Source organism: Nocardia sp. NPDC058114, assembly GCF_042884695.1.
Classification (GTDB): Bacteria; Actinomycetota; Actinomycetes; order Mycobacteriales; family Mycobacteriaceae; genus Nocardia.
In genome coordinates this window covers 358,650-382,579 of sequence record NZ_JBHVTK010000001.1, presented here as the reverse complement: position 1 = coordinate 382,579, position 23,930 = coordinate 358,650, and the positions used below count along the sequence as shown (strand labels likewise).

Below are 23,930 nucleotides of genomic sequence, written 5' to 3'. Positions count from 1 at the left end.
TCAGCGCCGCGCGGCCAGGCGCGGCAGATCCCGCGACACCTCGATGAGGAACCACGACGGCAGTACCGGCATGCCCTCTGCATCGGAGGCGATCACCAGTTGCGCGCACTCCACCGAGATCTCGGCGAGTTCCACCAGCAGCGACTTGGCGCGCATCACGAAGCGCTGCACCGTCGGCGAGGTGTGCGCGCGGTCGCCGGGGAGATCTTTGATCAACCGGACGCGCATCGTCTCGGACAGGAAATAGAGCAGGTCACGGTCGGCCGGGTCACGCGGCCACCCGGCGTCGCCCTTGAGCACCGCGTCCAGGTCGTAGGCGTGGCGGATCGTTTTCACGAAGGCGCGGAAACCGGAACCGTGGCCGAGGGTGAGCGTGCCCGCGGCGAGGACCTGCAGGGTCGTGTCGTCGATGTCGTCGCCGCAGGAGTGCAGGGCGTCGGAGAGCATGTGCCAGCCGCGCGGCGTGGAGAAGGGTGCCTCGGTTTTGGGCGGCGCCGACCACAGGTGATCGGGGCGCTGGGTGAGGTAGCGGATGATCCAGGGGTGGATGTCGTGGGTGGTGGCCCACTGCAGCCAGTCGTCGACATCGGCGCGCAGGTGCAGGTGCACCATCCGGTTGACCAGTGCCGAGGCCATCGGCCGGGCGAGCGCGTTGTCGGTGGCGCGATTGCCCGCGCCGATCACCACCGAACCGGCGGGCAATTCGTAGGTCCCGATCCGGCGGTCCAGGATCAGCGAATAGAACGACTTCTGCACTTCCGGTGAGGCGGCGTTGAGTTCGTCGAGGAACAGACAGTAGGGCTCCGGTCGCGCGATCAGCTCCGGCGGTGCGAAGCGGCTGCGATCATCGACGATCTGCGGGACACCGATGAGGTCTTCGGGGGCGAGCTGGGTGCCGAGGAGCGTGACGCACTCCAGGCCGAGCGAATCGGCGAAGGTCCGCACGAGCGAGCTCTTACCGATTCCCGGCGCACCCCACAGGAACACCGGCCGCACCACCGCGACATGCAGCAGCAATTCCGGTAGTTGGTCCGGTGTCACGGTCACCGATGCTTGCACGCAGGTCCTCCCCTGTTCGATCAGAACAGAGCAGGCTAGCCCGCACGACTTCGGGCCCGCCAGCGAGTTTCGCCGACGGGCCCGGTGTCGATCGACTCCCGAATCAGCCCAGGGCGCGGGCGAATCCGTCGGCGAGCTCGGCGACCTGGGCGTCGGTCATGACGAACGACGGCGAGATCTGCATGGCGCCCGCACCGGCGGCCCGGCCCGAGATGCCGTGTTCGCGCAGGGTTTTCACCAGGGCGGGACCCTCGGACGGGTCGGCGAGCTGCACGGCCGCGACCGCGCCGAGTCCGCTGCGGATCTCAGCGACGCGGGGGTGGTCGGCCAACGGCGCCAACGCGGTGTGGAGGGTGGATTCGAGGCGGGCGGCTTCCTCCAGGAGGCCCTCGCGTTCGACGATGGCGAGGTTGGCCAGGGCCGCGGCGGCCGCGCCGGCGTGGCCGCCGTAGGTGTAGCCGTGGCGGAACCAGGTGCCGCCGGCGAAGAAGGGCTCGGCCAGGTGGGGAGCGATGAAGACCGCGCCCATCGGGAGGTAGCCGGAGGTGAGGCCCTTGGCGGTGGTCATCAGATCGGGCTGCAGGTCGAAGCGGGTGGAGGCGAACCAGGAACCGCCGATGCGGCCGAAACCGGTGACGACCTCGTCGGCGACGAACAGGATGTCGTGGTCACGGCAGATCTGGCGGACCTCGGCCAGGTAGCCCTGCGGCGGCGGGTACACCCCGCCCGCGCCGATGATCGGTTCGCAGAAGAACGCGGCGATCCGCTCGGCGCCGACCTCTTCGATCAGGGCGAGCAGCGATTTCGCGTCGTTCCATTCGACGGTGCGGGTGTCGTCCACCAGCACGCCGTAGCCCTCCTTGTTCGGCGCCAGACCGCCGAGCGCGGTGCTCGCGTAATGCATGCCGTGATAGGCCAGACGCCGCCCGACCAGGATTTTCTTGTCGGTGCGGCCCTGCTCGTGCCAGTAGCGGCGGGCCAGTTTCGCCGCGGTCTCCACCGAGTCGGAGCCGCCGGAGGTGAAGAAGATCTTGCTGCCGGGAACCGGGGCGATCGACGAGAGTTTCTCGGCGAGCTCCTGGGTGGGCGCTTCGGTGATGTCGCCGAAGTTGGAGTAGTGCGCGATGGTGCGCAACTGGTCGGCGACGGCGTCGGCGATCTCGCCACGGCCGTGTCCGACGTTGGCGAACCACAGCCCGGCGGTGGCGTCGAGGTACCGCTTGCCCGCGGTGTCGAAGACGTAGGCGCCCTCGCCGCGAGCGATAACGAACGCACCGTCACGATCGACGGCACCCATATCGGCGAATCCATGCCAGAGCGCATTCATGGCTCCACATTTACCCCACTGCGCCGACAGGCGCGCACCTGGCCCGCCGCCGGGTCAGCCTGCTGACTTGCGTTCGCGCCACCGAGCGGGCAGATCTCCCAAGCCGGCCATCGCGACCGCGAGCACGACGAACACCACCAGCAACACCACCAACCCGATCGTCAGCGACACGTATCCCTGCGTCCGTGGGTCGATGAACGGGTAGGGGTACCAGTCGACGATCGGGCCGCGGATCAGGCTGTAGACGCCGTAGGCGACCGGGAAGATCAGCCACAGGCCGATCAGTTCGAGGCTGGGGCGCAGGCGTTGCGCCATCGGGACGAACAGCCAGTCCAGCAGCAGGACCAGCGGCACTATGCGATGCAGGACATCGTTGATCCACTTGTCGGTGAGCATCACGTCGACATCGGCCAGCAGAACCGCGTAGACGACCATCGTGATGAGCATGTACAGGGTGACCGCGCCGCGAAATATCTGCCAGCGCGGGCTCTGCGGCGCTATCAGGCCACCGACGAGCAGCACGATCACAGCCAAGATGTTGGACTCGATGGTGAAGTAGCTCAGATAGTTCGTGAGCGAGAACGTCGCCGAGTCGAGGTTCCGCACCGGGATCCAGACCAGGGCGAGGATTCCGAGCAGCCCGAAACCGAGCCGACAGGCCCTGATCCACCACGCCGTTCGCACCGAAACGCTCATGCTGTGCCCCTTTCGCATGGTCGGGCGGCCCGCCTGGCGACCCGAGGTGCCCGCTGACCGCTCATGCCCGGATCCTCGCATGACGGACCCCCGCTGACCGGGAGTTCGTGTGCGCACGGTCATCGCGTCGCGAGGTGCCGACCGGACGCGCGGACGGTGACGGGCGGGTGCCGTGGTGTGTCGTTGGTCTCCGCGACGGCGCGAGCGGGCGACGCGCGGGAAAACCGGTGGCGGGCTTCGCTAGGCTGGTAGGCGCAATGACCAGGACAGCTAGCACCGGAACCCGCGCGCTGCGCACCCGCCTGGCGGAGGTCTCGCTGCGCGATGAACATCGGCTCCGGCGCAAGCTCGACCGTGCGCGCCCCGACGACCTGCCCACCGTCGAGGCCGAGATCGCCACCGCCGAGACCCGCGTGGCCAATCGCCGCGCGGCGCTTCCGCAGATCACCTACCCCGAACAACTGCCGGTTTCCGCGCGCCGCGACGACATCGCCGCCGCCATCGCCGCCAACCAGGTCGTGATCGTGGCCGGTGAGACCGGCTCGGGCAAGACCACCCAGATCCCGAAGATCTGCCTCGAACTCGGTCGCGGAATCCGCGGCACCATCGGTCACACCCAGCCGCGCAGGCTCGCCGCGCGCACCGTGGCCGAACGCATCGCCGAGGAACTGGGCACCGAACTCGGCGACGTGGTCGGCTATACCGTCCGCTTCACCGATCAGGCCTCGGATCGCACGCTGGTCAAACTCATGACCGACGGCATCCTGCTCGCCGAGATCCAGCGCGACCGGATGCTGCGCCGCTACGACACGATCATCATCGACGAGGCCCACGAACGCAGCCTCAATATCGACTTCCTGCTCGGGTATCTGAAGCAGCTGCTGCCGCAGCGGCCCGATCTCAAGGTGATCATCACCTCGGCCACGATCGATCCCGAACTGTTCGCCCGCCATTTCGCCGACGCGCACGGCACACCCGCGCCGATCGTGGAAGTGTCGGGCAGGTCGTATCCGGTGGAGTTGCGGTACCGGCCGCTGTCGCTGGAACTGCCCGGCTCCGACGACGACGAGGACACCCGGGTCGTCGACCGCGACCCCACCGACGCCATCGCCGACGGGGTCGTGGAACTGTTCGCCGAGGGCGACGGTGATGTGCTGGTGTTCCTGTCGGGCGAACGCGAGATCCGCGACACCGCCGACGCTTTGCGCGACCTGAAACTCCCCCGCACCGAGATCGTGCCGCTGTACGCGCGCCTGTCGGCCGCCGAGCAGCACAAGGTGTTCGCCCCGCACACCGGTCGCCGGGTGGTGCTGGCCACCAATGTCGCCGAGACCTCGCTGACCGTGCCCGGTATCCGCTACGTGATCGACCCCGGTACCGCGCGCATCTCACGCTATTCGATGCGGACGAAGGTGCAGCGCCTGCCGATCGAAGAGGTCTCGCAGGCCTCGGCGCGGCAGCGATCGGGTCGCTGTGGGCGCGTGGCGGACGGCATCTGTATCCGGCTGTATTCCGAGGACGATTTCGAGGCCCGGCCCGCGTTCACCGAGCCGGAGATCCTGCGCACCAACCTCGCCGCGGTCATCCTGCAGATGACGGCGCTGGGGCTGGGCGATATCGAGAGTTTCCCGTTCGTGGAGGCCCCCGACCGCCGGGCCATCCGCGACGGTATCGCCCTGCTCGAAGAACTGGGCGCGCTGGCGCACGGCAGCACGAAATCTGTTGACGGCGAAGCTGATTCGGGTAAGCATCTGACACTCACGCCGATCGGGCGGGAGATGGCGCAGCTGCCGGTGGATCCGCGGATGGCGCGCATGCTCGTCGAGGCCCAGCGCAACGGGTGCCTCGACGAGGTGCTGATCATCGTCGCGGCGCTGTCGATCCAGGATGTGCGCGAACGACCCGTCGAGCACCAGCAGGCGGCCGACACCCAGCACGCGCGCTTCGTCGTCGAGGGCTCGGACTTCCTGGCCTACCTGAGGCTGTGGGACTACCTTACCGAGCAGCGCAAATCGCTGTCGTCCAACCAGTTCCGGCGGATGTGCCGCGACGAGTTCCTGCACTACCTGCGCATCAGGGAGTGGCAGGACCTGCACGGCCAGTTGCGCACCATCGCCCGCGGGATGGGCTGGAACGACGCGGGCACGAGCCGAGGACCGACGGACTCCCGCACCACAGCGGGCGGTGCCGACGGCTCCGAGGGCAGTCGCGGACGCCGTGGCCGCGGACGCGGGAACAGCCAACGCGCGGTGGCAGAGCCGAGTGCCGGTGCGGCCGAAACGAACGCCACCGCCGGTCGGGCCGATACCAAGGGCACCGACTCGCGACAGGCAGGTGGACGGTCTCGACGCGGCGGTGACACAGCCACGCGTGGGCAGCAATCCGGTGGCGGGACCTCGGATTCGGCCGACGACGCGATGCCGTGGCCCAGCGCACAGATCCACCAGTCGCTGCTGGCGGGCATGCTCTCGCACATCGGCGTGCGCGAGGCGGAATCGCGCGAGTTCCTCGGTGCCCGCAATGCGAAGTTCATGATCTTCCCCGGGTCGTCGCTGGCCAAGAAGGCGCCGCGCTGGGTGATGGCGGCCGAACTGGTGGAGACCTCGCGGCTGTGGGGGCGGATCGCGGCGAAAGTGGAGCCGGAGTGGGCCGAACGGCTCGCCGGTGATCTGGTGAAACGTACCTACTCCGAACCGCATTGGTCGGCCAAGCGCGGATCGGCGCGTGCCTACGAACGCGCGACACTGTACGGCGTGCCGTTGGTGACCGGACGTCCCGTCGACTTCGGGCGCATCGACCCGGAACTGTCGCGCGAACTGTTCCTGCGCCATGCCCTGGTACAGGGCGAATGGCAGACACGGCACGGGTTCTTCGCCCGCAATCGCGCCCTGATCGACGATGTGGCCGACCTCGAACACCGGGCACGGCGCCGCGACCTCCTCGTCGACGACGAAGTGCTGTTCGAGTTCTACGACAAGCGCGTCCCCGCCGATGTCGTGTCGGTGCGCCATTTCGACAGCTGGTGGCGCAAGGCCGAGCGCGATGACCCCGCACTGCTGGACTTCTCGACCGACACCGTGGTCAATGCCGGTGTCGCCACCCTGGACCCGACCGATTTCCCCGACGCCTGGCGCCAGGGTGAACTCAGCTTCCCGCTCACCTACCAGTTCGAGCCGGGCCAGGACGACGACGGCGTCACCGCGCGGATCCCGGTGGAACAACTCGCGCACGTGCGGGCGGTCGGCTTCGACTGGCTGGTGCCCGGCATGCGTGAGGAGCTGGCCGCCGCGTTCATCAAAACGCTGCCGAAAACGTTGCGGCGCGCGGTCGTTCCCGCGCCGGACTTCGCGTCGGCGGCCCTGCGCGGGCTGACACCGCGCGCCGAACCGCTGCGCACCGGGCTCGCACGGGAACTGTCCCGGCTGGGTGCGGTCACCATCACCACCGACGACCTCTCCCCCACCGCACTGCCCGATCACCTGCGGATGACCTTCGCCGCGGTCGATCTGAGCGGCAAGGTACTGGCCAAGAACAAGAGCCTGCAACAGCTCAAAGCGACACTGGCCGATCAGGTTTCGGCGTCGGTCGCGCGGGCGACTGCCGGTGCCGAGCGTGCGCCCGCGACAGTGTGGACCTCGGAGTCGCTCGGTTCGGTCGCGCCGACCGTGAGCCGCGAAGTCGCCGGCCAGACCGTGACCGGGTACCCGGCACTGGTGCCCGAGGGCGAGGGCGTCGCGGTGCGTGTCCTGAGCTCGCCCGGCGAACAGGCGGCCGCGATGCGAGCGGGCGTACGCACCCTGCTGCTCGCCGCGATCCCCACCTCGACGCGGGCGGTCACCGCCGGACTGCCCGCCCGCGACCGGCTGGCGCTGAGCCAGAACCCCGACGGTTCCCTGGACAAGCTGGTCGAGGACTGCCGGATCGCCGCCGCCGACGAACTGATCGCCAAGGCAGGCGGCCCGGTGCGCTCGCCGGAGGAGTTCGACAAACTGGTGGCCGCCGTCCGCCCGCAACTGTCCACGGCGGTCGTCGCGCTGATCCGTACTGTCGTGCCCGTCCTGGCCGCCGCCCAGCAGGCGCGTGCCGCGCTGGCCGACACCCTCGAAGCCGATATCGCCGGCGACGTGCGTCAGCAGCTCGACGACCTTCTGTTCCCCGGCTTCGTCGCCGAGTGGGGCCGGGTGCGGCTGCGCGAACTCCCGCGCTACCTCCTCGCGGCGGCCCAGCGCCTGGAGTCACTGCCGGGTTCGGCGGTGCGCGACCGGCAGGCGATGGTCGAGGTGGACCGGATGCTCGCCGCCTACGACAAGCTCGTCGCCGCGCTGCCCCCGGCGCGCAAGAACGCGCGCGACGTCACCGAGATCTGGTGGATGATCGAGGAACTGCGAGTCAGCCTGTTCGCCCAGAAGCTGGGTACGCCGTATCCGGTGTCGGGCAAACGCATCGAGAAGGCGATCACCTCGATCCGGCGCTGAGACATGCGCTGCCGAGGCGTGGATCAGTCGGTCGCGGCGACCGCGCGCGCAGCACGCATCTCGGTGATCTCGCGTTCGAAATCGGCTGCGCTGGTGAAGGATCGGTACACCGAGGCGAAACGCAGGTAGGCCACCTCGTCGAGGTCGCGCAGGGGGCCGAGGATGGCGAGGCCGACCTCGTGGCTCGGCACTTCGGGAGATCCCTTGGCGCGCACCGCGTCTTCGACCTGCTGGGCGAGCAGGTTCAGGGCGTCGTCGTCGACTTCACGACCCTGGCAGGCCCGGCGCACACCGACGATCACCTTCTCGCGGCTGAACGGCTCGGTCACGCCACTGCGCTTGACCACCGACAGGATCGCGGTCTCGACGGTGGTGAATCGGCGCGCACAGCTCGGGCAGGAACGACGGCGGCGGATCGCGGTGCCCTCCTCGACTTCCCGCGAGTCGACGACGCGCGAGTCGGGGTGTCGGCAATACGGGCAATGCATCCGAGGGTTCCTTCGTCGATGCGCATTTCTATTCCATGGCTCTTGACAGGATACCGGTCAGGATGGCACAACCTGCCACTGCGTGGCCAGGTCCGCGATGATGTCGGGTAGCCGGGCGAGCATCCGGCCCCGGTCGAGCTTGACGGTGAACGGTTCGCGATACACCGTCCCCGCGCGTGCCGCGTCGGTCGCGAGGTCGAGATGACGCGGCAGCAGGTCGGCGGCGATGTAGTCCCAGCGGGTCTCCCGGTCGGCCCAGTTGAACGCGGGCAGTGGCGTCCGCAGACCTAGCGGCCGCCCCGCGGCGATCGGCGACCACACCGTGACCGGGGCGTACACGCCGGGGGCGCGGGTGCCGGGGACGGCGGGCTTGCCCGCGACCGTGGTGACGTAGGTGAGCACCCGACCCATCCCGGCACGACCGCGTGCGGTCACATCCCACTGGTCGGCGATGATCTGGTTCTGTTCCCGATCGGCCATCGCGACCAGCGCGTCGCCGCGACCCGCTTCGGTGCCGCCGTCGATCCCGGCCCAGGCCGTCCGCATGCCGTCGTCGAGCAGGCCGGCCGCGGACATCTCCTCGATGCCCGCCATCCCGTCGGCGAGATAGGCCTCGTGCATCGGGACCAGGTCGATGAAGATGTGCTTCTGCATGATCATCAGCCGGGTCTGATTCCAGGCCAGGTCGGCGGCGGTCAGCCGAGGGCCGAGGGCCGCCAGACCGCTGATATCGGCCGGGACGCCGGCGAGCAGTTCCGGCGGGGTGGCACGCAACAGGTCGGCGACAGCGTTGCCGAGTTCGTGGATTCCGCCCACGGACACACCGGCGGCGACGTCACCGACGTCGAAGAAGCCGGCGGCGAAGGACGCGCCCGCGATGCCCGCCATGCCCGCCCAGTAGAGATCGGAGCGGGTGGCGGCGAGGCGGAAGTAGTTCACGTACACCTGGCTGAAGGTGGCGGAATTGGCCGCGACGCCACGCTCGGGCGCCCAGGCTTCGAGGTCGATCGCGGCATTGTCGGTGGCGACGACGAGCCAGTACTGGTGCAGCAGCGTCGCGTACCGCGCGGGGTCGATGCCGTCGTCGCGCGCCTGGGTGAGTGCGTCCCGCAGGGGTTGCTGCGCCGAGGGCAGCGCCGGGTGCAGCCCGCCACCGTATTCGCCCACACCGTTGAGCGCGGGGAGATCGAGGTACTCGGTGTAGCCGGGAGCCGCGTGCGCGGCGGGTGCCAGTAGGGCGCCGAGCACCACACCGAGCAGTAGAGCGATCGAGCAGCGGCGCACCGAGACCTCGCATCCGGGTTCGACCGGGGCCCCCGCCCCGATTCAGGATGCTCGTCACCGTAGCAACGTGTTCTAGTTTCAGGGTGTGATTCGTCGATACAGATGATCTCGCACACTGCCGGAACCCGCGCTGAAAATGCTTCCGCGCAGCGATTTTCGACTCATCGCCCCGGCTCGGACTGCGCTCCGGACTCCAACCCCGCCTGCTCCGAAGTTCCGGGCGTCGTCGAGTCGAGGTGGTCGGCGAAACTACCCGCGCGCACGTGGGCGAGCCCGAGAAAGGCGACGACGATCAGCGCGGTCACCAGCGCCGTCACGGCGAGCGCGGCGAACCCGGCCTTGGCCTGCTCGACTCGACGCAGCGGGTGGACGCCCCGCGCGCGGCCGGTACGCACGGGACCGCGGGCATAGAGCGCGAGATCGCTGTGCGGCGCGCGGTGCCGCGGTCCGCGGTCCGCCGCCGGCGGGCGAACGATCTCACGGGAACGGCGCGCCGGTGCGCTGCGGGGCACGGTGGCGAAGGCGAGATCGAGTTCGGCGTCGGTGAGGTCGATCCGCCGGGGGACGCGGACGATGTCGGCGGCTTCGGTCGCGGGCAGGCCGTTCGCGGGTGGGCTCAACTCGCCGGAGCGGACGATACTGCGTGCCCCGCTCGCGGACGCGGTCGCGACCGGGCGAGGCGAGGCGGGGCTTGCGATGGGCGCGGTCGACGATGCTTCGACGGCCTGGCGTTCGATGCCCGTCGAGCGTGACATCGCCGATCGAACCACGGCGAAAGGTCGTGGGGTGCGGGCGGACCGGCGGCGGCGGAGCACGGGCTCCGGAGCGGCGGTGGGGTCTGTGGAACGCAGGGCGCTGGTTGCTGTGCTCATCGGAAGAACCTCCGGGGTGGTGTGCTCCGCTGCTGCGAGAAAGTACTGGTGAGGCGGCAATGCCTCCCGCCGTTCGAACACCTGTGCGACGAACTGATGTTCGATTTCTACCAGATCCCCGCGCCGCTGTCAGCACGAAACGCCCGACATGCTCGAACAGATGTTTGATAGTTCGGCGTGGCACGACTAGCCTCGAGATGGCGAATTCGACAACTGGAAGGGCGGGACACGGTGACCCACACAGACGACACGGGTGACGAAAGCGGCACCGGCACCGTCACATCGGGATCCGGGACGGATCTCACCGTGCGTCAACGCACGGTCCTCGATGTCATCCGCTCCTCGGTGACCGAACGGGGCTACCCGCCCAGCATCCGTGAGATCGGCGACGCGGTCGGCCTCACCTCTACCTCCTCGGTGGCTCATCAACTGCGCGCCCTCGAACGCAAGGGCTACCTCCGTCGCGACCCGAACCGGCCGCGCGCGGTGAATGTCCGCGGACTCGACGAGGCGGTTCGCTCGGTCACCACGCTGTCCCAGCAGACCGACGAGGTCGACCCGAGCCGCCCGACTCCCACCTTCGTCCCGGTCCTCGGCCGGATCGCCGCCGGTGGCCCGATCCTGGCCGAGCAGGCCGTGGAAGATGTGTTCCCGCTGCCGCGCGAACTCGTCGGCGAGGGATCACTGTTCCTGCTCAAGGTCGTCGGCCAGTCGATGGTCGACGCGGCCATCTGCGACGGTGACTTCGTGGTGGTACGTCAGCAGAACGTCGCCGAGGGTGGCGACATCGTCGCGGCGATGATCGACGGCGAGGCCACGGTGAAGACCTTCAAACGCAGCGGTAAGGACGTGTGGCTGATGCCGCACAACCCGCACTTCGAGCCGATCCCCGGCAACGACGCGCAAATCCTGGGCAAGGTCGTCACCGTCATCCGCAAGGTCTAGCGGCGCGCGGTCGCGGTCATCTCCCAGATCAGCAACTCGGCGGCGGTCACCGCGGTGACGCGGTGGCCGCCGGTCGCTGTCAGTCGGACGGCGTCGCCCTGCTCCAGGGTGCCGTAGCCCTCGTAGTCGGCGGTGCCACGAGCGAGGAAGACGTGACCGTAGGGCGCATCGGGGACGGTGATCGCCTGGCCGGGGTCCAGCCGCGCGACGTGGAAGGCAGCGTGGCGGTTACCGATCCCGATCGCCGCCTCGCCGCGATGGCGCGCCATACCGGACGCCACCGGCACCAGCACGTTGCGGGCGAGGTCACCCTCGATGTCGAGTTCCTGGTAGCTCGGGGCGACACCCGTCGCGTCCGGCGGGATCCACATCTGCACGACGTGCAGGCGCTCCTTCTCCCGGTAGCCCGCCCCGTTGCGCTCCGAATGCAGGATGCCCGCGCCCGCGCTCATCCGCTGCGCGAGGCCGGGACGGATCACCCCCGAGTGTCCGGCCGAATCCTGATGCACCACGGTGCCTTCCAGCACCCAGGTGAGGATCTCGGTGTCGCGGTGCTGATGGGTGTCGAAGCCCTCGCCCGGGTCGACGATGTCCTCGTTGTACACGAGCAGCAGCCCGTGCGCGGAGTCCTCGAGCACGAAGTTGCCGGTGACCGGGAACGACTGGCGCGAGTCGAGCCATTCGTTGCGCCAGCGCCTGCGGTCGGCGCCGAGCACGACCTGGACCTGTTCCGTCACAATCATCGCCACCTTCTCGTTATCCGGACCCTAGTCCGTATAACTGGGGTAACGAGATCGGCGCCGCGGGCATTCCGCACCCGCACGAGCGCGTCTGCCCTGCGGCGCCGATCCAGCCGATCAGGCGGTTGCGGTCACCAGGGCAGCGCGCCGCGCAGGCGGCCGACCAGCGTGCGCCCGCTGTCGCGGTCGCGCTCGTTGAACAGGAACTGCAGTTCTTCCTCGAGGCCCTTGCGCACCACATCACGCAGATCGGCGGACGCACCGTCGATGTCGTCGGCGTCCATCCACGGTGTGGGGTCGATCGGCGCGCCCGCCGAGAAATAGAACCGTTCCGGGCGGGGCAGCGGCGTCGGGCCGACTCCCTTGACCAGCGGCGGGCTCAACTCGGGATTGATCCCGAGCAGGCGGCAGGTCCAGCGCAGCGGCGACATCACCGGGTGCTGACCGTCGACGACGATGTCGTAGGCATCGTCGATGCCGATCATCGCCAGCGGCACGATCGGCACCCCCGCCTGGATCGCCATCCGCGCGAAACCGGTGCGGCCCTCCCACTTCAGCTCGTACTTCTCGCCGCTGCGGCGGATCGCCTCCCGGCCACCGCCGGGGAACACCACCACCGCCTCCCCGCGCTCGAGCAGCGCCAGGCAGTTCGAGCGGGTACCGCGCACCGCACCGAAATGATGCAGGAAATCCCGCACGCCGGGCACCATCAGCACATGCTCGGCCAGACCGCGCACCAGCCTGCCGCGCTGGCGCAGGATCTCCGGCATGATCAGCGGGGCGTCGATCCCGCCGAGCAGATTGTGGTTGGCCACGATCAGCACCGGCCCTTCGGCCGGAATATTGTCCAGACCGTAGAACTTCGGGCTGGTCCACGCCCGCAGCGGCGCGAGCACCGCTTCGAACGCGCGGATGTCCCATTCACTCGGCGCCGGGTTCAGCGGCGCCCCATCCGAGAGAACAGGGTCGCCCACCGCAACCCTGTTCTCCGTCATATTTTCCGTACCTTGATGGTCGTTCGACATAACACCCTCCTGCTGTCGATATTCGACCATAGCGTTCGAAAATCCCTGTGTCGCATCGACATTTGTCCGCAACCGGCGGGCAAATCAGCGAAAAAGATCAGCTGAGCACCGGTTCCGCGGGACCGGAGTGCGCGTACTCGGACAGGGCGGCGGCCAACGCGTGCGGCACGCGCGCGCGAACCCGGGTACCGCCCTCCTCGTGCTCGGCGGTGACGATCCGGCCGTCCGCGTGGATGCGGGCGAGCAGGTCGCCACGGCTGTAGGGCAGCAGCACACTGATGTCGACATCGAGTCCGCCGAGCACCTCCGAGAGCCGCTCACGCAACTCCTCCACGCCCACGCCGGTCTGGGCGGAGACGAACGCCGCCTGCGGCAACATGCCGCGCAACCGGGTGAGCTCGTTCGGGTCGGCGGCGTCGATCTTGTTGACCACCAGCAGTTCCGGCGGCGCCGGCGTGCCCTGCTCCCTGATCACATCGGTGATCACCTCGCGGACCGCCTTGATCTGTTCGAGCGGCAGCGGGTCGGCGCCGTCGACGACGTGCAGCAGCAGATCGGCGCCGGTGACCTCTTCCAGGGTCGAGCGGAAGGCCTCGACCAGCTGGGTCGGCAGGTGGCGGACGAAGCCGACGGTGTCGGTGAACACCATCTCGCGGCCGTCGTCGAGCGCGGCCCGGCGGGTGGTCGGGTCCAGGGTGGCGAACAGCGCGTTCTGCACGAGCAGGCCTGCACCGGTGAGCGCGTTCATCAGGCTGGACTTGCCCGCGTTGGTGTAGCCGACGATCGCGATCGAGGGCACTCCGCTCTCGGTGCGGCGCGCGCGCATGGTGTCACGGGCGGTCTTCATCTCCCGGATCTCGCGGCGCAGTTTGGCCATCCGTTCGCGGATCCGGCGACGATCGGTTTCGATCTTCGTCTCACCGGGACCGCGGGTGCCGACGCCACCGCCGGCGCCGCCCGCCCGGCCACCGGCCTGACGAGACATCGACTCACCCCAGCCGCGCAGGCGCGGCAGCATGTACTCCATCTGCGCCAGCGCGACCTGGGCCTTACCCTCGCGAGAGGTGGCGTGCTGGGCGAAGATGTCGAGGATCAGCGCGGTCCGGTCGATGACCTTCACCTTGACGACCTTCTCCAGCGCGGTGAGCTGCGCGGGCGTGAGTTCACCGTCGCAGATCACCGTGTCGGCACCGGTGTCGAGAACGACCGTGCGCAGCTCTTCGGCCTTGCCGGAGCCGATGTAGGTGGCCGGGTCGGGCTTGTCGCGGCGCTGGATCAGCGCCTCGAGGACCTCCGAGCCCGCGGTCTCGGCGAGCGCGGCCAGTTCGACCATGCTCCCCTCGGCCTGGGCCGAACTGCCGCTGGTCCAGACACCGACCAGCACCACGCGCTCGAGGCGCAGCTGGCGGTACTCGACCTCGGTGATGTCGGTGAGCTCGGTGGACAACCCGGCGACGCGTCGCAGCGACGAGCGCTCGTCTAGCTGCATCTCGCCGACGGTCGGATCGGCCGCCCAACCGGGCTGTTTCATGCGGGCCGCGTGGCGGGCCAGCGCATCATCGACGTCACCGCGATCGGCGGCGACGTCGGGATCGGCCGCGGTGGTGTGCTCGGCCGATGTGGATTCTGTGGGTTCTACTGATTTCGTCATACGTTCTCCATGCTGCCACGTCCGGGTGACAGCGTGCACGCGGTTATCGGTGCTACTGCGCGTCCCACCAGGACTGCGACAGCGTTCCCGAGGCCAGCAGGACCGAGGGACCGCGCAACCAGGCACGTCCGTCGGCGATCCCGACACGCACCTGCCCGCCCGGCACACGCACGGTGACCTCGCCGGATTCGGTGCCGATCGACACACCGGCGGCGGTCAGCGCGGCAGCGGCGGCGGCCACGGTGCCGGTGCCACAGGAACGGGTTTCGCCGACGCCGCGTTCGTACACGCGCATGTCGACGCTGTTGTCCGCGTCGAGCGCGGTGAGGATCTCGACGTTCACCCCGTGCGGGAACAGGTCGGGGTCGAAGCCGGGGGAAACGCTCAGGTCGAGTTTGGCGAGCGCGTCGACGGTCAGACTGTCGTCGACGCAGGCCAGATGCGGATTGCCGACATCGATACCGATTCCGGCCAGGGCCCAGCCCGCCAGGGTCGCGGTGGACGGGCCGAGTTCGCGGACGACGCCCATGTCCACCGTCACCTCACCGTCGGTCCGACCGGCGGCGTGCACCACGACCGGACGGGCGCCCGCACGACTGCCGACGACGTATTCGGTGCGCTGTTCGAGCCCGGTGGCACCGAGGTAGTGCGCGAAGACCCGCACGCCGTTGCCGCACATCTCGGCAATCGACCCGTCACCGTTGCGGTAGTCCATGAACCAGTCCTCGGCGCCGACGCCCTCCGGCAGCGCTTCCAGCACACCGGCGGCGAGCAACGCACCGGCCTTCGCCACGCGCAACACGCCGTCGGCGCCTAGGCCACGCTGCCGGTCGCACAGTGCGGCGACGCGGTCGGCCGTCAGGTCGAGGCGCACCTCGAGGTCGGGCAGCACCACGAAGTCGTTCTGGGTGCCGTGGCCCTTGCTGAATTCGATGTCGGACACGTCGGCCATTCTCCTCTGCGCCGTCGACGGTTTCACTACCGGGCGAAGGTACGCCGCTGCCGGGCGATCTCGTAGAGGCTGATCGCCCCCGCCGACGGCGCGCCGAGCGAACTGGCGGTGCCGCCCATCGGGATGGTGACCAGGTCGTCGCACGCGTCGGCCCAGGCCGAGCTCATGCCGGTGGTCTCGTTGCCGACGACCAGGATCGTCGCCTCGGTGAAGTCGTGGTCGTAGATGGTGCCCGGCGCGTGTTCATCGGTGCCGACGATGCGGGTGGGGATGCCGCGCGCCGCCTGGCGGTCGCGGAATTCGAGCACCTGACCGGGGCCCGCCGCGCGCAGCACCGGCACGGCGAACAGCGAGCCGGTCGAGGCGCGCACGGCCTGCGGGTCGAACTGGTCGGCGCCGTGGCCGGTGACGATCACCCCGGAAGCGCCGAAGGCATCAGCCGAGCGGATCAAGGTGCCGAGGTTGCCGGGCGAGTTCGGGCGATCGAACACGACGACCACCGGGGCGTCCTCCCCTGGCTCACCGGGTGCGTAGTCGGCCAGATCGCGGTGTCGCGACACCGCGACCGCCACGATCTCCGGTGCGCTCGCCGCCTTCTCTCCCAGATCGGCCATGAGCTCGGGCACGAGGCCCACCTGCGGCACGTCGGCGGTGTCGAGGATCTCGCGCGCCCAGCTCGACAGTTCGGGGCCACCGAGCCGGTAGAGCAGGGTTTCCAGCGGCCAGTCATTGGCCAGGGCCTGCGTGATCGGGCGCACGCCTTGCACGAGGAACCGGCCGTCACGATGACGTTTTGTCCGGTTGTTGAGGTATGCCTGCCACACCTGCACCGAGGCGTTGCGGGTACTCACTCGTCGCGTCACTGCGCTGTCCGTCCTATCGGGTCGGTATTCGCTTCGGAGAGCAGGGCCAGCGCGGTCGCGGCGAGCTCGGGATCGGCACCGTCGACCCAGGAGACCCTGGGGTCACGGCGGAACCACGACCGCTGCCGTCGCACGTAGCGGCGGGTGCCGATCAGGGTGCGTTCGCGGGCGTGGCCGAGATCGTATTCGTCGTCGAGGTAGGCCAGCACCTGGGCGTAGCCGATCGCGCGGCGGGCAGTCTGGCCTTCGCGCAGGCCCCGGTCGATCAGACCGCGGACCTCGTCGACCAGACCGTGTTCGAACATCAGGGCGGTGCGGGTCTCGATGCGGGCATCGAGGGCGGCGGTCTCCCGGTCGACGCCGAGAATCGCGGTGTTCCAGCGCGGGGCGCCGATGGTCGGGGCCGAAGCGGCGAACGGGCGACCGGTCAGCTCGACCACCTCGAGCGCGCGCACCATGCGCCGCCCGTCGGTGGGCAGAATGGTCGCCGCGGCGACCGGGTCGGCCTCGCGCAGCGCCGCGTGCAGCGCCTGCACCCCGCCCTCCTCCAGGAGCGCTTCCCAGCGGGCGCGGACCTCGGGATCGGTGGCCGGGAAATCCCACTCGTCGAGCAGCGCCTGCACGTACATCATCGAACCGCCGACGATGACCGGGGTCTTCGCGCGCGCCATGATGTCCTCGACGACGGCGCGGGCCGCGCTCTGGTAGGCGGCGACGGTCGCGGTATCGGTGACATCGAGCACGTCGAGCAGGTGGTGCGGGATACCGCGTCGCTGGTCGGGCGGCAGTTTCGCGGTGCCGACATCCATCCCGCGATAGAGCTGCATCGCGTCGATGTTGACGATCTCGCCGCCGAGTTCGGTGGCGAGATCGAGGGCGAGGTCGGATTTCCCGGTGGCGGTGGGGCCGACGACCGCGATCGGTCTGCTCGTCACTCGTCGATCCCTTCCCGTCCACCCGGTTGCCACACGCTCACGTCGTAGCCGACGCCATAGGGTGCGCCCTGGTACAGGGTACGGACCCGCGGATCGGCCGAATCGGCGGCGAACAGACCGCCGAGTACCTGGTAGGCAGCGCGTCCGTCGACGAGCAGCGCCGCGCACAGGTCCGGCTCGAGCGCGGACAAGCCTGCCCGCGAACCCGTGCGCAGCGCCGCGTCGAGGTCGTGCTGAACAGCGGTGGCCCGCTCGTCGAGATAGCCGGGCGACTTGACCGTCAACGTCGCGGCACCGTCCGCGACGACGAGCACCGCGCACGGGTCCTGCTCGCTGTCCAGTTCGGCGCGCAGCGCGGCGCCCGCCGCGGCGCAATCGATGGCAGGCGTGCCCGCGGCGAACAGCCGGGCCCGCACCGAGATCCGGGGCGCGACCTGCTCCCGCAACCATCCGGCGACCAGTACCGGAAGGGGAAGCTGAGCGTCTGCTGGACCGGGGTCCTCGCCCGCCGGGCCGAGCCCGACGACGACGTCGGCGCCGAACCCACGGAAGGTCCCCCGGGTCGCCGAACCGTAGGTCAGGTCATGGCTACCGACTCCGACGACGACCCACCGGTCGGCGGCCTCGGCGAGGGCCGCGGCGGCGTCGAGGGCGGCCGCGCGCAGCACCACGGTCGGATCGTCGGGATCGCTGCCGGACACCGGGACTCGCCCACACAGTTCGGGCACCAGCATCGGCGGCGACGGGACCAGGGCCGCTATCGAGAACACGCGGTAACCGTAGCCGCAGCGCGCACCGGGGCCCACATCCGGCGCGGCGCGGGCGCGCGGCGGTCTGCGAGTGTCCGGCGTAGGGATGCCCGCCGAGATTGCTAGTGTTTTCAGGTGCGACTACCCACGTCGTCCGGGACGAAATCCCAGGAAATCCGCTATTCGATCCTCCGGATCGATGGTTTCCGCGGCTCGAACCGGGTTCAATGGGATGTGCTAGGGCGTAACCAGGCAGCCGTGACGCGCGGCAGGGACGGAGAGCAATGACCGACAGCAACGGAACCGCGAAGCCCACCCCAGGTCCGGCCCCGCGACCGTCCGGTACCCCCAAGCCCGGCGGGAATGCTCCGCGTCCGCCGAAACCCCATGCCGTGAAACCGGCGCCGGGCCCCGATCAACCGCATCCGCACGCCGTGATCGTGCCCAGTGCCACCGACCCGGGCAAGTGGGGCCGCGTCGACGAAGACGGCACCGCCTGGGTGCGGACCGCGGATGGCGAACGGATCGTCGGCTCCTGGCAGGCGGGCGACGTCGCCGAGGGCTTGGCGCACTTCGGCCGCCGCTTCGACGATCTGGCGACCGAGGTCGCGCTGCTCGAGGCCAGGCTGGCCGCGGGGGCCGATGCCCGCAAGACCAAGGCCGCCGCGCTGGCACTGGCCGAGACGCTGCCGACGGCGGCCGTCATCGGCGATATCGACGGCCTCGCCGCTCGGCTACAGGTCATCACCGAACATTCCGAGGAAGCCGCCGCGCACGCCAAGGAGGAGAAGGACCGCGCCCGCCACGAGCACACCGAGCGCAAGGAAGCTCTCGCCGCCGAGGCCGAGCAGATCGCCGCCGAATCCACCCAGTGGAAGGCCGCGGGCGACCGGCTGCGCGAGATCCTCGACGAGTGGAAGTCGATTCGCGGGGTCGACCGCAAGGTCGACGACGCACTGTGGAAGCGCTATTCCAAGGCCCGTGAGGCGTTCAACCGCCGGCGCGGCGCCCACTTCGCCGACCTCGACCGCGAACGCGCCACCGCCAAGACGCGCAAGGAAGAGCTGTGCGTGCGCGCCGAGGAGCTGGCCGACTCCACCGACTGGACCGGCACCGCCGCGGTGTTCCGCGACCTGCTCACCGAGTGGAAGGCCGCGGGCCGGGCACCGCGCGAGGCCGACGAGTCGCTGTGGCGACGGTTCAAGAGCGCCCAGGATGTGTTCTTCGCCGCCCGCAACGCGGCGGTCAGCGAACGCGACGCCGAGTTCGATCACAACGCCGCCGCCAAGCTGGAACTGCTGGCCGCCTACGAGCACATCGACCCGGCCAACGGCGTGGACGCCGCCCGCAACGCGCTGCGCGAGCTGCAGGACAAGTGGGACGCCATCGGCAAGGTCCCCCGCGAGCGCATGCAGGAACTCGAAGCCAAGCTGCGCGCCATCGAGAAGCGGGTTCGCGACGCGGCCGATCAGCAGTGGCGTCGTTCCGATCCCGAGGCCGTCGCGCGAGCCGCGCAGTTCCGTGAGCGGGTCGCCCAGTTCGAGGAGCAGGCCGCCAAGGCCACCGCGGCGGGCAAGAAGCGCGATGCGGAGAAGGCGCTCGAGCAGGCACAGCAGTGGCGCGAATGGGCCGAAGCCGCAGAGGGCGCAGTCAGCAATCTGTGAGCGCGACAGAAAGAAACCCCCGGCCGATTCGGTCGGGGGTTTTCTTGTCTCGCAGGACTATTCGCCGCTGAGTCGCTTGCGGTCGCGATCCTCGGCTTCGCGGGCCGCGGTGCGACGCTGTTCCTCCGCGGCGAGTTGCACGGCGGTGCGGCTCCACACCACCCGAACCCAGTGGAAGGTGAGCACCATGATCGCGAGGGTGCCCAGGATGAGGCCGATCCCCGGACCCGCGCCCTGGTAGTTGCCCAGGCCCGGGGTCTGGCGGTGCCAGATCGAGAGCACACCGAACACCGAGCCCACGGCCGACCCCGCGCAGGCGATCCAGGCCAGAACCCAGCGACGGGTGGTCAGCGCCAGCAGCGAGAAGCCGACACCGAAGACGATGACCAGCCACACGAAGATCCGCGACGGCAGGCCGATGTGTTCGACCCCCGCCGCATCGGTGGCGAGCAGCACGTCGAAGCCGCGCGCCGTACCGGCGGTCGGCAGGACCAGCGAGATCAGCAGCGCGAAGACCGCGCCCGCCACCACCAGCGCTCGCGCGCCGGGGTCGATCTCACCGGCGATGCGGCGCTCGACCGCGTCGAGCTCACCGCGGAATTGTTCGAAATCCTCGTCGTTGCGCGCCGGGTTCACCGCGTGTCCGCTCCTGTCCACAGGCTGGTCGTTGGCGGGTCCCACTGTGCCATCACCGGACGCGCCGTTCGCATCCGACCCACTACGACCGGTAGTAGATTTGTCGTCGCTCACGACGAGCACCCCGTCGAACAGCCGCTCTCGACCGTCTCGATGATCGGCGCGCCGATCCGGGGCAACCCGAGACCGACACCGATCGGCGCCGTTTTGGGCGTGATGCCGCGTTCGTGCGCGTCACCGGCGGCGGTACGCCGATGCGATTTCACCGCGCTGTCGGCGATGAGATGGTGCGGCGCCGCCTCGGTGATGTCGACGGTGACGATGTCGCCCGGCCGGATGCCGGTCACGTCGCCGGGCCGGAAGTGCACCAGCCTGCCGTCGCGCGCACGACCGCTCATCCGCGCGGTCACCGCGTTCTTCTTGCCCGCGCCCTCGGCGACGAGCAGTTCCACCTCGGTGCCGATGAGCGCCTGGTTGTTCTCCCAGGAGACCTGGTCCTGCAAGGCGATCAGGCGTTCGAAGCGTTCCTGCACGACCTGCTTGGGCAGCTGATCGGGCAGGTCGGCGGCCGGAGTTCCGGGACGCTTGGAGTACTGGAAGGTGTAGGCGCTGGTGAAGCGGGCGCGCCGGACCACGTCGAGGGTCTCGAGGAAGTCCTCCTCGGTCTCGCCGGGGAAGCCCACGATGATGTCGGTGGTGATCGACGCGTGCGGCATCGCGGCGCGCACCTTGTCGATGATGCCGAGGAAACGCTCCTTGCGGTAAGAACGGCGCATCGCTTTCAGCACCCGATCCGAACCCGATTGCAGCGGCATGTGCAGCTGCGGGCAGACGTTCGGGGTGGCCGCCATCGCCTCGATCACATCGTCGGTGAACTCCGCGGGATGCGGGGAGGTGAACCGCACGCGTTCGAGGCCCTCGATCTGTCCGGTCGCGCGCAGCAGCTGCGCGAACGCGCCACGGTCGCGCGGCTGCTCGGGATCGACGAAGTTCACGCCGTAGGAGTTGACGTTCTGTCCGAGCAGGGTTACTTCCAGCACGCCCTGGTCGACCAGCGCCTGCACCTCGGCGAGCACGTCTCCGGGACGGCGATCCACTTCCTTGCCACGCAGTGCGGGCACGATGCAGAACGTGCAGGTGTTGTTGCAGCCCACCGAGATCGACACCCAGCCCGCGTACGCCGACTCCCGCTTGGCGGGCAGCGTCGACGGGAAAGCCTCGAGCGATTCGAGGATCTCCACCTGCGCCTGCTCGTTGTGACGGGCCCGCTCGAGCAGCACCGGCAGCGAACCGATGTTGTGGGTGCCGAACACCACGTCGACCCACGGCGCCTTGCGCACCACGGTCTCGCGATCCTTCTGCGCCAGGCAGCCGCCGACGGCGATCTGCATGCCGGGGCGCCCCTGCTTGACCGGGACCAGCTGACCGAGCGTGCCGTAGAGCTTGTTGTCGGCGTTCTCGCGCACCGCGCAGGTGTTGAACACCATCAGATCGGGCGTCTCTCCGGTGGCGGCCTTGACATAGCCCGCGTCCTCGAGCAGCCCGGACAGGCGTTCGGAGTCGTGCACGTTCATCTGGCAGCCGAATGTGCGAACCTCATAGCTGCGCTGCGCCACAGAGCTGTGCTGCGTCGCGCCCTCAGTCGCGTCCTGAACCGTCGAATCCACCTGTCCAGGGTACGGGCAGCCCTGAGTGTGATGCGCGTCACGGTTGCGTTCGCGCGATAATACGCAAAGGTAACGGGCAGCCGCCGGGTTACCAGCAGGTGTCGTTTCGGCGTGCCGTCACGGCATGTCTTCGAAAGCCGGGCAATTCTCCAGAATGGACATAAGGTTTCTGACCATGACCGACGACGCCGCACCCGCGAACGGGAACGCCGACGCCGCAGCCACCACCGCTGCTCCGCCGATGATCTCGATGCGCAACGTGGACAAACACTTCGGTGAGCTCCATGTCCTGCGCGATATCCACCTCGAAGTGCCCCGTGGGCAGGTCGTGATCGTCCTGGGCCCGTCGGGTTCGGGGAAATCCACCCTGTGCCGCACGATCAATCGCCTCGAACCGATCGACTCCGGTGACATCGCCATCGACGGCGTCGCACTGCCCGACGAGGGCAAGGCTCTCGCCGCGCTGCGCGCCGAGGTGGGCATGGTGTTCCAGTCGTTCAACCTGTTCGCGCACAAGACCATCCTCGAGAACGTGATGCTGGCGCCGACGAAGGTCCGCGGAAAGAAGAAGGACGAGGCGCGCAAGCACGCCCTCGCCCTGCTCGAGCGGGTCGGCATCGCCAACCAGGCCGACAAGTACCCGGCCCAGCTCTCGGGCGGCCAGCAGCAGCGCGTGGCGATCGCCCGCTCACTGGCCATGGATCCCAAGGTCATGCTGTTCGACGAGCCGACCTCGGCGCTCGACCCCGAGATGGTCAACGAGGTGCTCGACGTGATGGTGGCGCTGGCCAAGGAAGGCATGACCATGCTCGTGGTCACCCACGAGATGGGCTTCGCCCGCCGTGCGGGCGACCGCGTGCTGTTCATGGCCGACGGCGAGATCGTCGAAGACGCCGCGCCCGAAACGTTCTTCACCGCACCGAAATCCGAACGCGCCAGGGACTTCCTCGGCAAGATTCTCAGTCACTGACTCGCAGCACCATTGTCACAAGGAGAAGGAAACCCATGAGGATCAATCGTGCGATGCGCGTCGGAATCGGCGCAGCGGCACTGGTATTGGCAGCCACCGTCACCGCGGCCTGTGGTGGCGGTGACAACAAGTCGGCGCTGGACAACGCCAAGGACGGCAAGCTCACCATCGGCATCAAGTTCGACCAGCCGGGTCTGGGCCTGCGCAATACCGACGGCACCTACAGCGGCTTCGACGTCGACGTCGCCAAGTACGTCGCCGACAAGCTCGGCGTGAAGCCGGAGAACCTCACCTTCAAGGAATCGCCGTCGGCGCAGCGCGAGACGCTGATCGAGAACGGTCAGGTCGACCTCGTCGTGGCCACCTACTCGATCAACGACAAGCGCAAGGAGAAGGTCGATTTCGGCGGCCCCTACTACATCGCGGGCCAGGACCTGCTCGTCCCGGCCGCCAACACCGACATCACCGGCCCCGATTCCCTCTCGGGCAAGAAGGTCTGCTCGGTGAAGGGCTCCACCCCGGCCCAGAACATCGAGAAGAACTACCCGCAGGCGCAGCTGCAGACCTACGACACCTACTCGCTGTGCATCGAGGCGATGCGTAGCGGTGCGATCGACGCGGTCACCACCGACAACGTCATCCTGGCCGGTTACGCCGCGCAGTCGCCGGGCACCTTCAAGCTGGTGAACAAGCCCTTCACCACCGAGAAGTACGGCATCGGCCTGAAGAAGGGCGATTCGGAGCTGCGCGGCAAGGTCAACGACGCCATCCAGGCGATGATCGATGACGGTTCGTGGAAGGCCTCGCAGGAGAAGAACTTCGCGGGTACCGGTATCGCGGTGCCCGCACCGCCGACCGTCGACCGCTACTGATCAACCACTGACCATCGGTGGCCCGGGGTTTCCCGGGTCACCGATGCGGTGTTGTCCTGC

At 69.0% G+C, this 23,930-nt stretch carries 20 protein-coding genes; 5 read left to right on the top strand and 15 right to left on the bottom strand.

Annotation, left to right across the window (positions count from 1 at the left end; genetic code table 11):
• The 3 genes from ACFVVI_RS01720 to ACFVVI_RS01710 form a co-directional block, all read right to left on the bottom strand.
• On the bottom strand, nucleotides 1–1,059 hold the full coding sequence (locus ACFVVI_RS01720; RefSeq protein ID WP_378988568.1) for an AAA family ATPase: 1,059 nt from the start codon (nucleotides 1,057–1,059) through the stop codon (nucleotides 1–3).
• Nucleotides 1,060–1,162: 103 nt separating this feature from the next.
• The gene (locus ACFVVI_RS01715; RefSeq protein ID WP_387442432.1) at nucleotides 1,163–2,386 is read right to left on the bottom strand and encodes an aspartate aminotransferase family protein; all 1,224 of its coding nucleotides are present in this window, start codon (nucleotides 2,384–2,386) and stop codon (nucleotides 1,163–1,165) included.
• A gap of 54 nt (nucleotides 2,387–2,440) precedes the next feature.
• Nucleotides 2,441–3,082: a Pr6Pr family membrane protein gene (locus ACFVVI_RS01710; RefSeq protein ID WP_387442430.1), complete on the bottom strand. Its 642-nt coding sequence runs from the start codon at nucleotides 3,080–3,082 to the stop codon at nucleotides 2,441–2,443.
• Between the two features lie 257 nt (nucleotides 3,083–3,339).
• Between ACFVVI_RS01710 and hrpA the strand changes: the two genes are divergently transcribed.
• Entirely contained in the window at nucleotides 3,340–7,557 is a 4,218-nt protein-coding gene (hrpA, locus tag ACFVVI_RS01705) for an ATP-dependent RNA helicase HrpA (RefSeq protein ID WP_387442428.1), read from the top strand.
• 23 nt (nucleotides 7,558–7,580) lie between these two features.
• On the opposite strand, the gene nrdR is transcribed toward hrpA, so the two are convergent.
• From nrdR to ACFVVI_RS01690, 3 genes are all read right to left on the bottom strand, one after another.
• Nucleotides 7,581–8,045, bottom strand: coding sequence for a transcriptional regulator NrdR (gene nrdR / locus ACFVVI_RS01700; RefSeq protein WP_378626625.1), 465 nt, complete (start codon nucleotides 8,043–8,045; stop codon nucleotides 7,581–7,583).
• Between the two features lie 57 nt (nucleotides 8,046–8,102).
• Nucleotides 8,103–9,329: a hypothetical protein gene (locus tag ACFVVI_RS01695; RefSeq protein ID WP_387442426.1), complete on the bottom strand. Its 1,227-nt coding sequence runs from the start codon at nucleotides 9,327–9,329 to the stop codon at nucleotides 8,103–8,105.
• A gap of 161 nt (nucleotides 9,330–9,490) precedes the next feature.
• A complete protein-coding gene (locus tag ACFVVI_RS01690) occupies nucleotides 9,491–10,201 on the bottom strand; it encodes a hypothetical protein (RefSeq protein WP_387442424.1) in 711 nt (236 codons plus the stop codon).
• Between the two features lie 306 nt (nucleotides 10,202–10,507).
• On the opposite strand from ACFVVI_RS01690, the gene lexA reads away from it, so the two are divergent.
• The gene (gene lexA, locus ACFVVI_RS01685) at nucleotides 10,508–11,146 is read left to right on the top strand and encodes a transcriptional repressor LexA (RefSeq protein WP_379312155.1); all 639 of its coding nucleotides are present in this window, start codon (nucleotides 10,508–10,510) and stop codon (nucleotides 11,144–11,146) included.
• Here the strand turns inward: lexA and ACFVVI_RS01680 are convergent.
• The 7 genes from ACFVVI_RS01680 to ACFVVI_RS01650 all read right to left on the bottom strand — a co-directional run bounded on the left by ACFVVI_RS01680 (nucleotide 11,143) and on the right by ACFVVI_RS01650 (nucleotide 18,082).
• A complete protein-coding gene (locus ACFVVI_RS01680; RefSeq protein WP_387442422.1) occupies nucleotides 11,143–11,889 on the bottom strand; it encodes a pirin family protein in 747 nt (248 codons plus the stop codon). The two genes, lexA and ACFVVI_RS01680, sit on opposite strands and share 4 nt — an antisense overlap.
• 128 nt (nucleotides 11,890–12,017) lie before the next feature.
• On the bottom strand, nucleotides 12,018–12,881 hold the full coding sequence (locus tag ACFVVI_RS01675; RefSeq protein WP_387442420.1) for a lysophospholipid acyltransferase family protein: 864 nt from the start codon (nucleotides 12,879–12,881) through the stop codon (nucleotides 12,018–12,020).
• A 127-nt stretch (nucleotides 12,882–13,008) separates the two neighbouring features.
• On the bottom strand, nucleotides 13,009–14,442 hold the full coding sequence (gene hflX, locus ACFVVI_RS01670) for a GTPase HflX (protein ID WP_387444420.1): 1,434 nt from the start codon (nucleotides 14,440–14,442) through the stop codon (nucleotides 13,009–13,011).
• Nucleotides 14,443–14,614: 172 nt separating this feature from the next.
• Nucleotides 14,615–15,496: a diaminopimelate epimerase gene (gene dapF / locus ACFVVI_RS01665; protein WP_378989118.1), complete on the bottom strand. Its 882-nt coding sequence runs from the start codon at nucleotides 15,494–15,496 to the stop codon at nucleotides 14,615–14,617.
• A gap of 44 nt (nucleotides 15,497–15,540) precedes the next feature.
• On the bottom strand, nucleotides 15,541–16,377 hold the full coding sequence (locus ACFVVI_RS01660) for a TrmH family RNA methyltransferase (RefSeq protein WP_387442418.1): 837 nt from the start codon (nucleotides 16,375–16,377) through the stop codon (nucleotides 15,541–15,543).
• On the bottom strand, nucleotides 16,374–17,312 hold the full coding sequence (gene miaA, locus ACFVVI_RS01655) for a tRNA (adenosine(37)-N6)-dimethylallyltransferase MiaA (protein ID WP_387442417.1): 939 nt from the start codon (nucleotides 17,310–17,312) through the stop codon (nucleotides 16,374–16,376). The genes ACFVVI_RS01660 and miaA overlap by 4 nt, the downstream gene beginning before the upstream one ends.
• Nucleotides 17,309–18,082, bottom strand: coding sequence for a hypothetical protein (locus ACFVVI_RS01650; protein ID WP_387442415.1), 774 nt, complete (start codon nucleotides 18,080–18,082; stop codon nucleotides 17,309–17,311). Before ACFVVI_RS01650 ends, miaA begins: the two co-directional genes overlap by 4 nt.
• A gap of 263 nt (nucleotides 18,083–18,345) precedes the next feature.
• Between ACFVVI_RS01650 and ACFVVI_RS01645 the strand changes: the two genes are divergently transcribed.
• The gene (locus ACFVVI_RS01645; protein WP_378988544.1) at nucleotides 18,346–19,725 is read left to right on the top strand and encodes a DUF349 domain-containing protein; all 1,380 of its coding nucleotides are present in this window, start codon (nucleotides 18,346–18,348) and stop codon (nucleotides 19,723–19,725) included.
• Nucleotides 19,726–19,782: 57 nt separating this feature from the next.
• Here the strand turns inward: ACFVVI_RS01645 and ACFVVI_RS01640 are convergent, their stop codons facing one another.
• Together ACFVVI_RS01640 and miaB are read right to left on the bottom strand one after the other, a co-directional pair.
• Nucleotides 19,783–20,382, bottom strand: coding sequence for a hypothetical protein (locus ACFVVI_RS01640; protein WP_378988542.1), 600 nt, complete (start codon nucleotides 20,380–20,382; stop codon nucleotides 19,783–19,785).
• 89 nt (nucleotides 20,383–20,471) lie between these two features.
• The gene (gene miaB, locus ACFVVI_RS01635) at nucleotides 20,472–22,028 is read right to left on the bottom strand and encodes a tRNA (N6-isopentenyl adenosine(37)-C2)-methylthiotransferase MiaB (protein ID WP_378988540.1); all 1,557 of its coding nucleotides are present in this window, start codon (nucleotides 22,026–22,028) and stop codon (nucleotides 20,472–20,474) included.
• Nucleotides 22,029–22,269: 241 nt separating this feature from the next.
• Between miaB and ACFVVI_RS01630 the strand changes: the two genes are divergently transcribed.
• Both ACFVVI_RS01630 and ACFVVI_RS01625 read left to right on the top strand, forming a co-directional pair.
• Nucleotides 22,270–22,998: an amino acid ABC transporter ATP-binding protein gene (locus ACFVVI_RS01630; RefSeq protein ID WP_378655486.1), complete on the top strand. Its 729-nt coding sequence runs from the start codon at nucleotides 22,270–22,272 to the stop codon at nucleotides 22,996–22,998.
• A gap of 35 nt (nucleotides 22,999–23,033) precedes the next feature.
• Complete coding sequence (locus ACFVVI_RS01625; RefSeq protein WP_378988538.1) at nucleotides 23,034–23,870, top strand: glutamate ABC transporter substrate-binding protein; 837 nt, start codon at nucleotides 23,034–23,036, stop codon at nucleotides 23,868–23,870.
• Nucleotides 23,871–23,930 lie beyond the last annotated feature (60 nt).

Excerpts from the sequence above, each read along its gene's own strand:
- ACFVVI_RS01715 (WP_387442432.1), bottom strand. The coding sequence starts at position 2,386 with ATGAATGCGCTCTGGCATGGATTCGCCGATATGGGTGCCGTCGATCGT.
- ACFVVI_RS01710 (WP_387442430.1), bottom strand. The coding sequence starts at position 3,082 with ATGAGCGTTTCGGTGCGAACGGCGTGGTGGATCAGGGCCTGTCGGCTC.
- hrpA (WP_387442428.1), top strand. The coding sequence starts at position 3,340 with ATGACCAGGACAGCTAGCACCGGAACCCGCGCGCTGCGCACCCGCCTG.
- nrdR (WP_378626625.1), bottom strand. The coding sequence starts at position 8,045 with ATGCATTGCCCGTATTGCCGACACCCCGACTCGCGCGTCGTCGACTCG.
- ACFVVI_RS01690 (WP_387442424.1), bottom strand. The coding sequence starts at position 10,201 with ATGAGCACAGCAACCAGCGCCCTGCGTTCCACAGACCCCACCGCCGCT.
- ACFVVI_RS01680 (WP_387442422.1), bottom strand. The coding sequence starts at position 11,889 with ATGATTGTGACGGAACAGGTCCAGGTCGTGCTCGGCGCCGACCGCAGG.
- ACFVVI_RS01675 (WP_387442420.1), bottom strand. The coding sequence starts at position 12,881 with ATGACGGAGAACAGGGTTGCGGTGGGCGACCCTGTTCTCTCGGATGGG.
- hflX (WP_387444420.1), bottom strand. The coding sequence starts at position 14,442 with ATGAAACAGCCCGGTTGGGCGGCCGATCCGACCGTCGGCGAGATGCAG.
- ACFVVI_RS01645 (WP_378988544.1), top strand. The coding sequence starts at position 18,346 with ATGACCGACAGCAACGGAACCGCGAAGCCCACCCCAGGTCCGGCCCCG.
- ACFVVI_RS01630 (WP_378655486.1), top strand. The coding sequence starts at position 22,270 with ATGATCTCGATGCGCAACGTGGACAAACACTTCGGTGAGCTCCATGTC.
- ACFVVI_RS01625 (WP_378988538.1), top strand. The coding sequence starts at position 23,034 with ATGAGGATCAATCGTGCGATGCGCGTCGGAATCGGCGCAGCGGCACTG.